Genomic DNA, 16158 nt, shown 5'->3' on the forward strand with positions numbered 1-16158 from the left:
ATTGCCCACAGATTTCTCTATGCAATTTTTTGATTTTTTAGTAAGGAAGGCTTCATGCTGCAAGGATTATTTTCATTTCGTGGGCGTTACCGCATTTTGCATTTAACGTGGTTTGCGTTTTTTCTTTCATTTGTAGTTTGGTTTAACTTTGCCCCTTTTTCTACAGCAATTCAAGAAACTTTCAGTCTAAGTCCAGGACAAATCAGAACTATTGCTATTTGTAATGTTGCCCTGACTGTGCCAGCTCGCATCATTATTGGCATGGTGTTAGATAAATATGGGCCACGCATTACCTACTCAATGCTGCTGATCTATGCTGCCATTCCCTGTATTGCCTTTGCAATGGCACAAAACTTCAGTCAATTGGTAATTAGCCGTCTAGCATTAAGCATTGTAGGTGCTGGTTTTGTAATTGGTATCCGCATGGTTGCCGAATGGTTTCCACCGAAAGAAATTGGTATCGCTGAGGGTATCTATGGCGGTTGGGGTAATTTTGGTTCGGCGGCGGCCGCTTTTACTTTACCTTCTTTAGCTGCGGTGACTGCCTTTGTAGCTGCTGGTCAAATTAACTGGCGATTAGCGATCGCATTGACTGGAATTGTCGCTGCTATTTACGGATTTATTTATTTGGTCAACGCCCAAGATACTCCTTCTGGCAAAGTTTATCAAAAACCCAATCGCCACGGCGGCATAGAAGTCACCAGTAAAAGAAGCTTTTGGTTGCTGATGTTGATGAATATTCCCCTCGTTGGCATATTAGCTCTACTAGCATGGCGTATTAGTAATTTTGGTTTATTAAATCAGACTCAACTATTTATTGTTTACCTTTTGTTAGTTGGTCTGTATGTTTTTCAAGCCTACAAATGCTGGGATGTCAATCGGGATTTGATGACAGGTAAGAAGCAATATCCCCCTAAAGAACGCTACGAATTTTCTCAGGTGGCTTTATTAGAACTAACTTACTTCGTGAATTTTGGTTCGGAGCTGGCAGTTGTTTCCATGCTCCCAGCATTTTTTGAATCAACCTTCACCTTGAGTAAAGTTTTGGCAGGGATGATTGCAGCTAGCTATGCATTTATGAACTTGTTAGCTCGTCCTGGTGGAGGCTGGATTTCTGATACTTTAGGCAGCCGCCGATGGACAATGACCGTACTGACAGGTGGTATCGGTATCGGCTATCTACTGATGGGTGGTGTTAACAGTAATTGGTGGCTACCCATAGCAATTTTGTTAACTATGGCTTGCTCATTTTTCGTTCAAGCCGGGGAAGGTTCAACCTTTGCGATCGTACCTTTAATTAGACGACGAGTTACAGGTCAGATTGCTGGTAACGTCGGTGCTTATGGCAACGTGGGGGCTGTGGCTTATCTGACTCTCTTTAGTTTGTTACCTGAAGGTGATATCGGTAACAGAATCTTCTTTCAGACTTTAGGAATTAGCGCCTTGATTGTTACATTTCTTTGCTGGTTCTTCCTCAAAGAACCTAAAGGCTCATTTGCTGAACATCATGAGGGTGAAGAACCAGAATTGGCAATGGATTCAGCAGAAGCATTTCCTTTCATAACCGAAGAATAAAAATAGAGGCAAGTTCAAGGGATTTTGCGGGGCTGCGAGATCCCCGACTTCTTCAAGAAGTCGGGGATCTGAACACCATAACTAACTAAACTAATTTACTGCATTAATAAAACCTGTTTATCGGCGTTTATCGGCGGTCTATTTTGATTTATGACTGAATTTACCAAAACCCTTTGTCCATACTGCGGTGTTGGCTGCGGTTTAGAGGTTTCACCTCCAGCACAACCTAACAAAGCTACCAATCGAGATAGCAAAGGAAATCCGATTTGGCGCGTGCGGGGGAACAAAGCCCATCCATCCAGTCAGGGTATGGTTTGTGTCAAGGGTGCAACGATCGCAGAATCTTTAGATAAAAACAGATTACATTACCCAATGGTACGGGATTCTTTAGATCAAGAGTTCCGGCGTGTTAGTTGGGATGAAGCCTTTGATTTGATCACTAAGCAAATTCAAACAGTGCGCTGTACCCAAGGGGCAGAAGCCTTATGTGTGTATGGCTCTGGTCAGTTTCAAACCGAAGACTATTACATTGCCCAAAAACTTTTCAAAGGCTGTCTAGGAACTAATAATTTTGATGCCAACTCGCGTTTATGTATGTCTAGTGCTGTGGCTGGCTACATTCAAAGCTTTGGTTCTGATGGGCCGCCCTGCTGCTACGAAGATTTGGAGTTAACTGATTGTGCGTTTTTAATTGGTACGAATACTGCTGAATGTCATCCTATAGTTTTCAATCGACTAGAGAAATACCACCGAAAAAACCGCAAAGTCAAAATGATTGTGGTCGATCCCCGTCGCACACCGACCGCCGAAGCCGCTGACCTACATTTAGCGATTCGTCCTGGTACTGATATCGACTTGTTAAATGGCATCGCCCATTTATTAATGCACTGGGGTTACATTGATCCGCTGTTTATTGACGACTGTACTAGCAATTTTCCTGCTTATGCTGAGGTGATTCGCCACTATTCCCCAGAAGTAGTAGCTCGTCAATGTGAGATCAGCATTGAAGATTTAGAAACAGCAGCCCGCTATTGGGGGGAATCGCAACGGGTACTATCGCTGTGGTCAATGGGTGTAAATCAATCATCAGAAGGTACAGCTAAAGTTAGGACTATCATTAATCTGCATTTGATGACAGGACAAGTTGGTAAACCAGGAGCCGGCCCTTTTTCTCTCACAGGTCAGCCGAACGCGATGGGAGGAAGAGAAGCCGGAGGTTTGGCACATTTATTACCCGGCTATCGGGTGGTGACAAATCCTCAGCACCGCGCCGAAATTGAGGATTTTTGGGGATTAGAGCGCGGTCAAATTTCTCCCAATCCGGGCTTAACTGCTTGGGATATGATTACTGGGTTAGAAACTGGCGATGTCGGGTTACTGTGGATTGCTGCTACTAATCCAGCTGTGAGTATGCCAGATTTAGAACGGACTAAAAAGGCGTTATTGCGATCGCCTTTTACGATCTACCAAGATGCTTATTATCCCACAGAAACCTCAGCTTATGCTCATGTTCTGCTCCCTGCTGCTCAGTGGGGTGAAAAAACTGGCGTGATGACAAATTCCGAAAGGATGGTAACTTTGTGTCAAGCTTTCCGCCAACCGCCAAGAGAAGCCAAAGCAGATTGGGAAATTTTTGCAGAAGTGGGACGTAGGCTGGGCTTTACCAAAGAATTTGCCTTTGCTAACTCGGCTGAGGTTTATGCCGAGTTTGTTCAATTAACAAGCGATCGCCCCTGTAACATGACGGGTATCAGTCATGAACTGTTACAATCTCAAGGTGCAACTCAATGGCCATGTCCCGAAGAGAGCAGCACTTCGGCTACGCTCAGTGACCAAAAAGCAGGGGGAGAAACAAAGCGTCTTTATACAGATTTACGTTTTCCCACTTCTGACGGACGCGCTCGATTTGGAGCTTATTACTCGAAAGGATTAGCAGAACCACCTGATCCTAATTATCCTTTTGTATTAACTACTGGGCGACTTTACGGACATTGGCACACTCAGACACGTACTGGCCGGATTGAAAAAATTCGCTCGATGCACCCAGAGCCATTTATCGAAATTCATTCCCGTGATGCTGCTAATTTAGGAATTATCGATAACCAATTAGTACAAGTGCGATCGCGTCGAGGTAATGCTAATTTTCCCGCAAAAGTGACGAAGGCGATCGCCCCTGGTACAGTATTTGTCCCTATGCACTGGGGGGCGCTGTGGGCAAAAGATGCCGAAGCCAACACCCTAACCCATCCCGAATCTTGCCCTGATTCTCTGCAACCAGAATTGAAAGCCTGTGCAGTACAACTGATTCCAGTGTCTGTAGAAGTTCCCATCAAAAATTATCAACTCCAGTTCTCGCAATGGTGATCTGCTTGTTATATCCTTAAACAAGAAATTGGTAATTAAATTAATAGCCGATAGTCAATGGTGATGATTAGATTTTTCAATCATCACCATTAATTATTGGTAGTTACTTATTATATCTGTTTCATTACTAATTTCTTGTTTCGTTAAAACCAGGGTACATTAGATGAGAAAATTAATTAAAACAATCTTAGGAGCTACCAAAGATGAAAACTTTATGCACGCTATTGAAAATGTTGAAGTCATAGTTTCTAAGGTTTTATCAATTTTGATGGTTTTGGTAATTATAGTTGCAATTGGAGATTTAGCTGTTTTTTTAATTAGAGAATTATTTGATACGCCCTATGGTAAATTCAACAAAACTTTATTTCAGATATTTGGTTTATTTTTAAATATTCTAATTGCTTTAGAGATTTTAGAAAATATTACAGCCTATTTGCGAAAACACGTTTTTCAAGTTGAGTTAGTTATTGTTACTTCTTTAATTGCCGTAGCTCGAAAAATTATTATTCTTGACTTAGAAAAAGTTACTGGCATAGATATAATTGGATTAGGCATTGCCATTTTGGCTTTATCAATTAGTTATTTAATAATTCGTAGTAATTCAGGACATGCACGCTAATCTCTAAATTCACGTATAAATATACGAATATAATTTTGAATAAAAAGTATGACAAACTTTTTTAAATTTGAAGCAGATTTTGTCAATTCTCTGCGTTGTATACCTATGCACGTCCGCTATAAACTTGATACCTGCGGCATTAAACTAAAATTGTCTGACTGGAATCAAATGACTCAGGCTGAACACGAAACTTTAGTTGAATTACCTTGCACTACAGAAGTAGAAGTTAAACTTTACCAAGAATATCTTCAACAGCTAATTTTAGAACGCACAGGCACACCAGCTTCAAAGTTACCTATTGAATATTATCCTGCATGGATGAACTCTAGCACTATACCAGTAAGTCTTCAAAAAAAAGCCCAAGAAATAGGTGTTAACCTGACACTGCAACAATGGCAAGCTTTAAATCCCTTACAGCGTTTTGCTCTGATTAAACTCAGCCGTCCTGGACATGAAAATAAAAACTTTCCTTTAGCCCTAGCAGAATTTCATCTACTTTAACGCGAGTTCGACGGGACTAAAAAACCATAGAGAGTGCATCCAATTTGAGAGTTAAAATGCCTTCTGAGACTGTATTACTGTAGAATCATCACTTTTTAGATTGCTTTTAATTTGCAAACAGTAGTTTGATGTTGCCACTAAGTAAAACATAATTTGTACGAACAGTAAAAAGTAGTGGATTTTTCTATCCCAACCTTTTGGTGAATTTTGATTTTTCATTATCACTCTTGATAAGATTTACTTTCTTTAATTCTATAAAGCCGCGTTTAAAAATTCAGTATATGAGAAGTAAATCTGCACAAATATAATAGATATAGTGCAGCCTTAGTTAAAAAACATCAATCAGATAAGAGCGCATTTATAATTCGCTCAATATCATTGAGAGAGTTAATTAAGTGCAAGTGAATAGCTTCAGTTAATTTAGACTGGTTTTGCTCAAGGATAGCTTTAAATATATTCAAGTGGATTGGATTTTGTCCAAGTGATATGTTGAAATTAAGTTGGGGAATCCAAATTTTGAAAAATTCTATATAATCTTGTCTATATCGTTCGACTAAAATTCTTATAGTTTCGTCAGGATGGGCATTCATGATGCGCGTATGAAGATACTCATCCAAAAGGAGCATTAGCACATTATCCTTTTGATGTGATGCCATTTTATAAAGATAGAAGACCTCTTGAAAACTATCTAAATCTTTTTGATTAATAACATTTAAAAAATATTTGCTTGCGGATTTTTCATGCTGAAATCTAATTTTCAATCGCTGTGAAAATTGTCCAATAGAATATTGTGGAAAGTATTCAAGTATAGGGTTAGATAAAACTTTAGCAAACTCAACTCTCAGAGAGGGATTAGGGGCGATTTTTCCGGTTTCAATATCTACTATTGTTCTCCGACATGAAAAACACGCTTCAGCTAATTTCTCTTGTGAGCAATGTTTTAAATTCCGCACATTTTTTAATATGCGTCCATAAGCTTTCTTTGTTAACCTATCATTTGGTAAACCATCCATAGCTATTATTGTTCGTTTATAAGCCAGATTGTTCTTTAATGTATCAAATGCAAAAGAGTAGATGGGCTAAGTGAGCAGTTTTTCTGCACATTTAAGATACCAGCAAGAACGAAGACATTGTTAACTTTTGTTTCAGTAATTGAATGCGACAACAGCATATCTTATATTTCCTGATGCCACTGTAAACGGGTAACTATTCTGGAGTTGTCAGTGGACGATAAAATTAGGCAAGCCTAGTTGGTTAAATGTGCGCTTGAACACCGCAGGAGCGATCGCTTGCGAGGTAATCTAAAACTGAATACTTTTTGCTTGATTACAAAAATGGCAAAATAACTTTAATCTATTAGCAATTTTATATTGTTTAAATGACATTAAATAATGTGGCAAAAACTACTAAATATTTAATCAATTGCGATGCATTTAATTTGCAGTAAAATGTCAATAGCGCGTTGTTGAGGTAATCTAAATTAACATATTTGATAAATTAGACACAAAAAAGACTCTCCATAGCCAGAATACTTACCAAAATTAGGTTAAACAATTTTAAATTTTGAATCAGTGAAATTTGAATTTCTTTACCAAGAGTAAAGCTATAGTGTATTTAGCAATTCTGCTCTTGGTGTGGCTAAGGTCAAGTCCTACTGCCAAAAGTATCTTATGAATTAGTTTGGGAAGACACTCTAACTCGATGATAGGCAAAAACGCAAGACATAACGCATTTCTGCGGCTGGTGTCTGGTAACGGAGTAGCTTTGGGAACGGAATCTCGCTACTCGCTATTTACCAGTAAAGAGGTAGTAATTGGACGCGACCCCAGTTGCCAAGTTGTCTTAGATGCCATGACGTATCGGATGGTATCTCGTCGTCATGCCGTGGTTCGTCCTCTTTCTTCATCTCCAGATAGCAAATTTAGCTGGCTACTTTGTGATTTAAATAGCGCTAATGGCACTTATTTAAATGGGCAACGCTTGTATGGATGTCAGGAATTACACGCAGGCGATCGCATTTCTTTAGGTGCTGATGGGCCACAATTTATTTTTGAACATGAATCTATCTCTCAAGCTACTGTATTAAGCAACCAAAGCGCAGCCTTGCCTTCAGCAAGAAACTATCAAAACCACACCTATTTAAAGCCTCCAGATTCGGTCAGCTTCACTCAACTATTTCCAATTATTTCCACTGGCAAAGATTTAACTCGCAAAGCTTACCTTGTACCAGGAATGCTGACTGTAGTATTTGTGGTGCTGATGTTTGCTACTGTAGGTCGCCCCCAAGCTAATCAAATAATTGTAGCGATTTACATAGCATTTGCTGCCTACTATTTTGTTTATCAACTTTGCGGTAAACAAAAACCTTGGTGGGTGCTAATAGGTGCAGCCTTGGGTACAGCAATGATTTTGCTCAGTCCTGTATTAGATCTATTTATCTTTGTATTTCGTAGTGTTTTGCCTGGTAGCTTACCCTCATCTAACGAATCTATCACCTTCACAGAACTGCTGGTGCGAATGTTTTTTGGGGCTGGGTTGATGGAAGAATTACTCAAGGCTTTGCCTATAATTGGGGCATATTTCATCGGCAATAGCTTACCCTCTCCTTGGCGAGAACGCATCGGTGTTTGGGAGCCTTTAGATGGCATTCTCTTAGGAACAGCTTCGGCTGTAGGCTTCACTTTATTGGAAACGTTGGGACAATATGTACCAGAGATAACTAACAATGTTGCTCAACAAGTAGGCGTGGGGGCTGTTGGTCAACTGGTAGGTTTGCAACTGCTAATACCACGTATTCTCGGTTCCGTGGCAGGACACATGGCTTACAGCGGCTATTTGGGGTATTTTATTGGGTTAGCTGTTCTTAAGCCCCGGCGGAGTTGGCAAATTCTCGCCGTTGGCTATCTCAGTGCTGCTGCCCTCCACGCTTTATGGAACGCTACAGGATCTATCAATGCTTTACTATTGGTGGTAGTTGGAGTGTTATCTTATGCCTTTTTGATGGCAGCAATTCTCAAAGCACGGGCATTGTCACCAACGCGATCGCAAAATTTCGCTACCCGCTTCCTTGGCCCTAAATAGGTGAAAATGAGAAAACTAAAATCTGCATAAACTTTTTTAGAGTTCTCTAAAGTTGAGAAAACCTTTTGTTGAAATAGCCAGTTGCTTCTACCCAACTATATCAGTCTTAGCGAAACTAACATTCTCTTTTATGTCTTAAGATAGATGGCGCTAGTTTCGCGATCAATCTATGGTTAGATTATTATAGGGTGTCTTTACCTAAAAATAATAAATTTGCAGAACTCACAATACAAGTACTACTGCAAGCAAAACTAATTGCCACTGAAATTTAACTAAATTAAAAAGAGACGACACAGATAAAAAATAAAAGTTAGACTTCGGGCTGCAAGTTATCTAATTGTTTTAAAACGTAGTAAGCGATCGCAATACTAATCTTGGCTTGCTCGATTTCTGATAAATTTGTCCAGTCTCGATTTTCAATATTACTAATAATAGATTTGAGGTTTTGCGGTTCACTGCTACGCATACTATATGCAAAAGGGCGAGCTAAAACAAACAAATCCTCAGATTCCCATGTAGGCATGACAGCTTGAACGCACTGCACTAATTGCTCACCTATAGATTGTTGAGATGCAAAAATGTCAGTGGCTTTCTGGGCGATCGCATTCAACCAACCTTGAGGTACATTTGCAACAAAAGCTGTCTGTAAAGATTCTTGAAGACTGTCTATACCTGCACAACCTGTATTACACTTGTAATGTGAAGAAGTTTCAACTTCCGACCAAAGTGTATCCAGTTGCTCATAAAAATTTTGCGATTGTGTAGTTAGTTCTTCATCAAGTAAGTCTTGCATTCCCAACTGCTGTTCTAGTTCAGCAAAATATTCTTCAGATTCATCATCAGCAGGATTCCAAGGATAAGTAGCATCTTCTGGTTCTAGTAACGCTTCTAACAGTTCTAATTCCACCAAAGATGGGAAAGAATAGAAAGTGTTGTCGGAATTGTTGATTTTATTAATCATTTGTTGTCTCCTAGTAAATTAGTTAACGTTATTGACAGCTACACCTGTCGTAATTAAGTTTCCGTAAAAAAGTCGATTTTTGATAACGAGAAAAATAAGTCTTTTAGGCTCGTGCTGATGTAAGTAATTTAACGGACATAATTTTTCCTTACCTATTTGTTCATTCAATACTTTAGCCTAGGAATCTTCAATAATAAATTCCCAAGTTTCACCTCTAGAACTTCCAAACTTTAATTGCATTCCTGACTCTAAGGGAACTTCCTCACGAAGGATTTGTTGCCAACCATTAAGGCCTAAACACCAAGTTGTGCCGTAAGTAGAAAAATCTTGTAGATAATAAGTTCGCACCGGAGTAGCGCCTGTGAGGGTATTCCGGCATAAAATTTCGGCATGACGCTTAGAAACTGAAGGTTCGGGGATGACAATATCATTATCTTTCGTGCGGCCGATGCGGGTGACACCAGAGCGCAAAAACCAGATTTTGCCTCCCGGTAAAAGCGATCGCAAACAAGCTCTAGTAACCGGAGAATTAAGATTGGGGATAGCAGTATCAGGTAGTTCGGTAATACCTTCATCAAAGCTTTTAATGAGTTCACCATCAAAATCAGGATGCAGGTAAAGAACAGGTAAAGTCCAAGCAGGTTGATTGAACTTATATATTGTTAACAGTTCTTGCCTAGCTTCCGCCACTGCTTCATCAATGGGTTTACGCGATCGCAAAGCTTTGGCAAACACTTGAATAAAACTATGGCTTTCGTGATCGGCAATTTCATCACGCATTCCTAAAACAGCAGGCACACCATGACGGATTAAGACTTCTGCTAAACTACTGGCAAGAATCGCTTGGTGATTAATCGCGGCTGGTTGCGCTCCCCAACAAGCATTGAAAACTGCCAGTTTCAAACCACTGCGAATTAATACTTGTGCTAATTCTATGCCATTCAAGGTCATGCTAGGACGCAAAAATAATAAGCCGCCATCTGGGTTTGGTAAACCGTGACCAGCATAAAAAAAGACGTTGTATGCCTTAGTTTCGAGTTCCTGAATCAATTCTTGTGGGGTTGGTTGCAGCAGCGTTTTCACTGTACAAGGTGCATATACTTGATAATTGTTACCCACAGAATTGTTATTTAAGAGAGTTTGTTCTAAGATGGCTGCTTCTTGTGTTAACTGCAAATTCTCATCATGTCCTAAAACCAGCAAGATGTTTAAAGCCTGATCGGTTCGCAAATACGGCAGGGGTTCAACTTCGCTTGTGGTACGGCTAAATAGCAAATCTTGTGAGAGAGACATGGCCGACTTACCAGGCTCTCTTTGCATAATTTCCCAAGGTAAGGCAATCAGATCTGGGTCACGAATTTCTAGGCGAAAACGCAAACGCGTATGCTGACCCATAGCCATACCACGACTGCGTTCTAAACTACCCAGAATTGGCCCATCAAATACCCAACGCCATAAATTCATTCCCATGTATTGCATGAGACGACTACTGTAACCAGAGCCTTGTCCTAGAGGAAGTGAAACCAAATTGATCGGCAGTGGATTTCCTGGCTGTTGAGTTGAGCTTCTAGAAATATCTAAGCCACTATGACCAGTAAACATCTGTTGCCATTCTTGCCAAACTTGGGTGAGTTCAACAGGCCATACACAGTCATGCAAAACATAACCACTGGGATAGGGAGCTTTAACCACCCAAATAGCGAAGTTATCTGTGCCAGTGTTGATCAGACGGGCGATCGCCAGGTTCAGGGATGGCATGGATTCATGAAACTAAGAGGTAAAAACAAATAATTGACAATAATAATTTTCCCCTAGGAAAACTTATACCTTGTGTGTATTATTTCAGGTTTTTACCAGTTTATCGACTATCTAACTCAGATGGATTAGGATCTTTTTGGGCATTTGGTACAGGAGATTGGCTATTTAGAGGTTGGGGAACAGTATTACAACTATCATCTGATTGCAATACAGAGATATTTAAGCGTTTGAGTAAAGATAATTCGACCTGCACTGTTGGCTCTACTTTGCGTGGAGATACGGCAGCTACTAGCTTGTTAACTGTTACTGGTTGATTTGGCGTACCTGGAGCAAAGCAAAGCTGTAACTGCACCAATGAATTACCAGCAGCATTTGGAAGATTAGGTTTTGTCTCAATCACTTTCAAAACACTGCCTGAGAGGAAACTTTGTTGATCTAAAGTAATTTGTTGATTAGTTCTAATCAACCATCCGGGAGCAAGGTTATCAAATGATCGCCCTTGAGGTGAATCGGAGATAGTTGGTTGCAAGGTTGCCACTGGATTAGAAAAAACTTGACCCCTTCCTGATGGCGATCGCAATCGCATTACCAAGTATCCTAGTGAACCTGCCACTACAACTAATATTAACAACACGATCAAAGTTAACGGCAATTTAGGACTTGCAGCTGTGTTACTTTCGGGAACTACTTTGGCTTTCTGGTTGGGGTTGCTTGGTAATTTTGTTGCTGCTGTGTCTTGTGATGCAGCATTGGCAGCTGTGATAGCAGAAATATCTGGAATGACTGCTTTTAAGTTTAAATCTGGTTCAAAGTAGCGCAGTTGATAATTAACTAAGGCAATGGTGACATTATCATGTCCGTTTTTAGTGTTAGCAATTTCTATTAACTTATCAGCAACATTGACTACATCATTTTCCCCAAGCAAAATTGGTAAAATTTCTGTTTCCCAGTAATCCTCTACCCGATCAAAATCACTCAGTCCATCGGATGTAAGCAAGAAAATAGCATCTTCATCGAGAATAAATCTCTGGGAAGTGGGATGTAGTGAATTACTGGGACTCATTCCTAAAGCTTGGACGAGAGAGCCTGACCCACTTTGTTCTACAGCCTCCCGATAAATAGCATAGCCCAGCCGGACTTCACGAGAGGCAACATCATCATCAAGAGTAACTTGATAACAACCGTGGCGTGTAATCCAGTAGGCACGACTATCGCCAACATGGGTAATATACATTTCGCTGCCTATAGGCAAAGCCATCACCAAGGTTGTACCCATGCGTTGACGACCTTGGCGATTTTCGCTGTCGTTACGTTGGCTAATTTTATCGTTAGCGACTGCTACAGCTTGATCTAAGTCAGCTAACAGCAAGGAGGGTTCTATATGATCATAAGGAACCTTTGTTAGTTGCTGTACTTGTTGCTGGATTGTCTCAATCGCTAAATTAGAGGCGACATTACCTCCTTCATGTCCGCCAATACCATCGCAGACAATGGCTAAACCTGTGGCCTGTGGGGGTTTGCTTACAAGTGTGCCACTAGGTGGGTAACAAGCGTCTTCGTTACGTTGGCGACTGGGACCAGTATCAGTTTTGGTGATAATTTTCAGCTTGGGTGTTTGCGATCGCCCTAATTCTGCTAATCCCTGATCTAAAACCGCAATCAGGACTTCAGGCGAACTAATTTCTCCGTCAATTAGAAAACTGCTAACTTGGTTGACAAATCCAGCTATAGCTGGTTTAGCCTCAGGCAGTAATTGTTGCCAAAAGTTACCTAAAAAAGTTAAATCTGGTTCTGTTGAAGAATCAAAACACAAATGTAGTAAGCGAACCAAAGACCCTTCTACTCGCAACACATGGGGTTCTATTAAGCTAGATGCGACACCTTCACTCACGAAAGGTTGCCAAAGATGAGCTATCTGCCATAGCCAATTGAGTTGACGCATTGATGAAGCTTCGCGCCAAGCAGTAGTTAACTGACTACATAGGTTTACTTTTGGAACTGCATGATCTGCTAACAATGGCGGTTTTTCTAGCAGCAAGATTTCTCTTTGAGAACTACCATCAGTTAGAGGAATTACTCCATATACCTGCGGTACATTTAAGCGATAAGGAATTAACCTTAAATAAGCTTTGATCTCAGGCAAATTTTCTAGCTCAGGCGCTTGAGGAACTAACCCAGGTTTAGTATCTAAAACAACAGATTTATTGATGACTAAATAGCGATCGGCTAATATTTCGCCAGGGCTACCCAGACTCAGACCATCTCCAACAGCCCAGAGGTAACGTTTAGGCAGGGGTGTGGAGCATCGCTGACAAAACTTATGAGTCAGGGGGTTGGTAGCCTGACAAAGTTCATTGGGGCAGTAGAGCGTTGCCGCATCATTTTCCATAGTGTTCGCAGTGATCAGCGATTGGCAATTTCTTCAACAGTGGTGACAGCGGCAATCTAGACCGCTGATGTTTTTGGAACTCGACGCATCTGGTTTGTTTGGGAGCGTGATTTTAGCTGGTAGACACCAGCAGATGCTAATACTTGACTTATTTACTTATGCAAATAACATACTCCTTAGTCAACCCTACAGCCTCATGATAGCTTCTCTAGCTCTGTGACTCTCCATCATCAACCACTAACTCTAACCCTGTCACCAAAGCATAACCCAGGTGCTTCTATAACTGTTTGTTTTTAATAAATTAGCTCACCACCAAGAGCCAGATTATGCCAATATTTCTTTAGTTTATTATTTATCCAGCATTAATTAAATTTGATTAAGAATTAAGAACGCTGAGGGGTCAGTCAATCTAGATTTTACATTATGTTAAATCCGGGGCATCAATTGCTGATTTGATTCAGTATTTGCTATGTTGACAAATGGAAAATTTTTTCACTTCATGATGCTGTCCTTAAAATAAACAAAAGCCACATAATTTGTCTCTAAGATTATAAGTATACTCACTGTTTAAATCATAAAAATACGTATCATTTTTTCTAATTGCAGTAAGTATTTATTTAAAATAATTGAAGTTTTTCAAGCCAAAAAAGTATTTATTAGGCGAATACATATCCCATATTCTATTCTGGCTAACTTTGTAATGAAAGCTTGATAGTGAGAGACTATAGCCATATTGAAGAACTACTTTAAGGGTTAAAACTGCTTACTAGGAAATCAACAAAATTCTTGTGGTAAACCATTAAAAAGTTAGGAGTGATAAAACTATCACCCCTAACTTGTCAGTTTTAAATCTACTTATTCTCGTCAACTGCAACTTGGGGAAGTCCCATGCTGTAGTTGGTGACACGAGCAGATAGATTGTAGCTGATTTCGCCTTTTTGTAGGAGCGATCGCAAATAATGCTCCAAGTCTGACCCAACGCGGCGTAAGTTATAGTCTGTTAGGTCTTCGCCACTAGATGCTTCTACCAATTCATCAAACTTGTGATAAATCTTTTGTAGGGCATCTTCATTCCAGTTGAATTCGTTGTCTGGGTCAACATCCAACGTTAAGACCTGATTACTAGGAATCAATTCGCCATCCCGGTCAATTTCTGCCGCAAAAATGCGAATGTGCCGGGTTGTGGACTTGAGCAGCATTGGGTTGTCCATAGAAAGGTGTAAGGTTCGAGTTGATTACACTGAAATCATTGTAAACGCTATGCCTGGGCTTAAATGCTCTCTATATCTTATGGTTTGATTACAACTTAATTATGTAAAGAGTTACAGCCGTAGCTTTTTGGCATAACAATGATGGGGTAAATTATTACCATTTTTGGAATAATCACAAATTTCCGATAATGGTCAAATTATTTTGCTCTAGCAGAACTTATCCAGTTTTTTATAGTCCTCAAGCCTAAAAGGCGCTAGAGTAAGATATTCTGCCGGAAGATGTTGACTTCAGGTGGATATTGTCCTGAAAAAGCAAAATTTTACTTTTGATAATTTTGTTTATCAAAATATCCTGAATTTTATGATGAAAAAAACGTACATCCAGTAATTTTACGTAATTATGTTACAGCTACCTCTGGCTTTAATAAAATCGAAAAACAACAGAGTTTTTACTTACGTGTAAACACCAAAATTTCAGTAAAATCTCAAACTATTCTTGACTTGAAGATAAAGTTGATGTAAAAAGCTTTAAAAAGCAGCAACAAGTTCTTACAGAAACTTTATTGTATGGAATCTTAAAAACTGAATAATAGTTATGGCTTGCCTAAACCATATCGGGTAGTGGAAGATTGCGATTTAGATGGTGTAGAGTCTAGCTAGAAAAAGTCACAGGAGAATGAAATGCAATACCAACTCTATGGATTGAAGAAAGATTCTTAACTTCAAGACGTGGATTCAAAAAAAATATAAATAATTTTGAATTTTGTTGAGGATATAATTTCCTCACTCCATGACCACTAAACCACAGGAATCCTCAAGACTATGAACTCGAAAGCATTACCACGCCAAATAAATAATATCGAAGTAGGTGTTTATGAGTGCGAAATACATCTCAAATTTCGGTTGATTGAAGAAAAAAGCTTATTGGGCGATCGCGAGCAACTCTTGCAAGTGCTATTAGACGCTTTAACTGAAGGGTCTGATGACTTTTTAGAGACGCTGCAAGCCTCTGTCAAAGCTCAAGAAGTCTCTGAGTTTAAAGCTTCACCCCAAATGCGTCGCCAAATGATGCGTTTACGCAATGCTATTGATAACAGCCAATAGTTGCTGACAATTTAATTTGAACTGTGAGTTTTTTCATTTATGGCGTTCCTTGGTTGTATACAATACACTCCAGTAAGGAAAAGGGGTTAGGAACTAGGGGCTAGGGGCTAGAGTGGTGTATTTTATCCATAAGAAAACCGCTATAGCTCATTTGTTCTAACCGTAGGTTTGGCTGGATATCTAACTTTGAGGCTACAAGCTGTTCGGTTACACTGTTCTTTTAGAAGCCGCAGAAAGCATCTACAAGGGATATTAGCCCTTAAATACAAAGGGCATCCTTGGGTGCGTATTAATTTAAGTATGACCTTGCTTTCAGAGTAGGTTATGGTCTTTAAAGATTAATCTTTAAGTGCAATTGTCTAACCAGGGTTTTACTTCGATTGGGATAATTATTAGCTGCGAGTGTAGCAAAAAAATAACTTTACTAGGTATAAGAAAATTTAGGAAAACTAAAAGCTTTTTTCCACTTCCTACTCCTATAGGACTTACGCAATCATTCTCTGAAACCTTTTTAACTACCCTTCTCCTTACGGAGACGCTAGGCGTAGCTTGCTTCACCGTAGGGGTACGGGAAGCCACTTCGTGTCTATGTGTC

The 16158-nt window shown here is 39.8% G+C and carries 11 protein-coding genes; 6 read left to right on the forward strand and 5 right to left on the reverse strand.

The genetic code is table 11. From position 1 onward, the window contains the following. Nucleotides 1-54: 54 nt before the first annotated feature. From QI031_RS11560 to QI031_RS11575, 4 genes are all read left to right on the forward strand, one after another. Nucleotides 55-1575 (forward strand): MFS transporter, encoded by a 1521-nt coding sequence (locus QI031_RS11560; protein ID WP_281485301.1) that lies wholly within the window; start codon nt 55-57, stop codon nt 1573-1575. Between the two features lie 150 nt (nt 1576-1725). Continuing rightward, entirely contained in the window at nt 1726-3939 is a 2214-nt protein-coding gene (locus QI031_RS11565; RefSeq protein WP_281485302.1) for a molybdopterin oxidoreductase family protein, read from the forward strand. A gap of 163 nt (nt 3940-4102) precedes the next feature. Beyond that, nucleotides 4103-4558: a phosphate-starvation-inducible PsiE family protein gene (locus QI031_RS11570; protein ID WP_281485303.1), complete on the forward strand. Its 456-nt coding sequence runs from the start codon at nt 4103-4105 to the stop codon at nt 4556-4558. A gap of 48 nt (nt 4559-4606) precedes the next feature. Next, nucleotides 4607-5059 carry a nitrate reductase associated protein gene (locus tag QI031_RS11575; protein WP_281485304.1) on the forward strand — a complete coding sequence of 151 codons (453 nt, stop codon included), beginning with the start codon at nt 4607-4609 and terminating at the stop codon, nt 5057-5059. Nucleotides 5060-5397: 338 nt separating this feature from the next. On the opposite strand, the gene QI031_RS11580 is transcribed toward QI031_RS11575, so the two are convergent. Beyond that, a complete protein-coding gene (locus QI031_RS11580) occupies nt 5398-6072 on the reverse strand; it encodes a helix-turn-helix domain-containing protein (RefSeq protein WP_281485305.1) in 675 nt (224 codons plus the stop codon). Between the two features lie 688 nt (nt 6073-6760). Here QI031_RS11580 and QI031_RS11585 point away from each other — a divergent pair. Further along, the gene (locus tag QI031_RS11585) at nt 6761-8140 is read left to right on the forward strand and encodes a PrsW family glutamic-type intramembrane protease (RefSeq protein ID WP_281485306.1); all 1380 of its coding nucleotides are present in this window, start codon (nt 6761-6763) and stop codon (nt 8138-8140) included. 310 nt (nt 8141-8450) lie between these two features. On the opposite strand, the gene QI031_RS11590 is transcribed toward QI031_RS11585, so the two are convergent. The 4 genes from QI031_RS11590 to ndhM all read right to left on the reverse strand — a co-directional run bounded on the left by QI031_RS11590 (nt 8451) and on the right by ndhM (nt 14459). Further along, entirely contained in the window at nt 8451-9101 is a 651-nt protein-coding gene (locus QI031_RS11590; RefSeq protein WP_281485307.1) for a hypothetical protein, read from the reverse strand. A 177-nt stretch (nt 9102-9278) separates the two neighbouring features. After that, nucleotides 9279-10859 carry a CHAT domain-containing protein gene (locus QI031_RS11595; protein ID WP_281485308.1) on the reverse strand — a complete coding sequence of 527 codons (1581 nt, stop codon included), beginning with the start codon at nt 10857-10859 and terminating at the stop codon, nt 9279-9281. Nucleotides 10860-10959: 100 nt separating this feature from the next. After that, nucleotides 10960-13248: a protein phosphatase 2C domain-containing protein gene (locus QI031_RS11600; protein ID WP_281485309.1), complete on the reverse strand. Its 2289-nt coding sequence runs from the start codon at nt 13246-13248 to the stop codon at nt 10960-10962. An 851-nt stretch (nt 13249-14099) separates the two neighbouring features. Then, on the reverse strand, nt 14100-14459 hold the full coding sequence (gene ndhM, locus QI031_RS11605) for an NAD(P)H-quinone oxidoreductase subunit M (RefSeq protein WP_281485310.1): 360 nt from the start codon (nt 14457-14459) through the stop codon (nt 14100-14102). A gap of 822 nt (nt 14460-15281) precedes the next feature. On the opposite strand from ndhM, the gene QI031_RS11610 reads away from it, so the two are divergent. Beyond that, nucleotides 15282-15563 (forward strand): Npun_R1517 family heterocyst differentiation transcriptional regulator, encoded by a 282-nt coding sequence (locus QI031_RS11610; protein WP_281485311.1) that lies wholly within the window; start codon nt 15282-15284, stop codon nt 15561-15563. The last annotated feature ends 595 nt before the right edge of the window (nt 15564-16158 follow it).

Origin of the sequence: Halotia branconii CENA392 (genome assembly GCF_029953635.1) — a bacterium.
Classification (GTDB): Bacteria; Cyanobacteriota; Cyanobacteriia; order Cyanobacteriales; family Nostocaceae; genus Halotia; species Halotia branconii.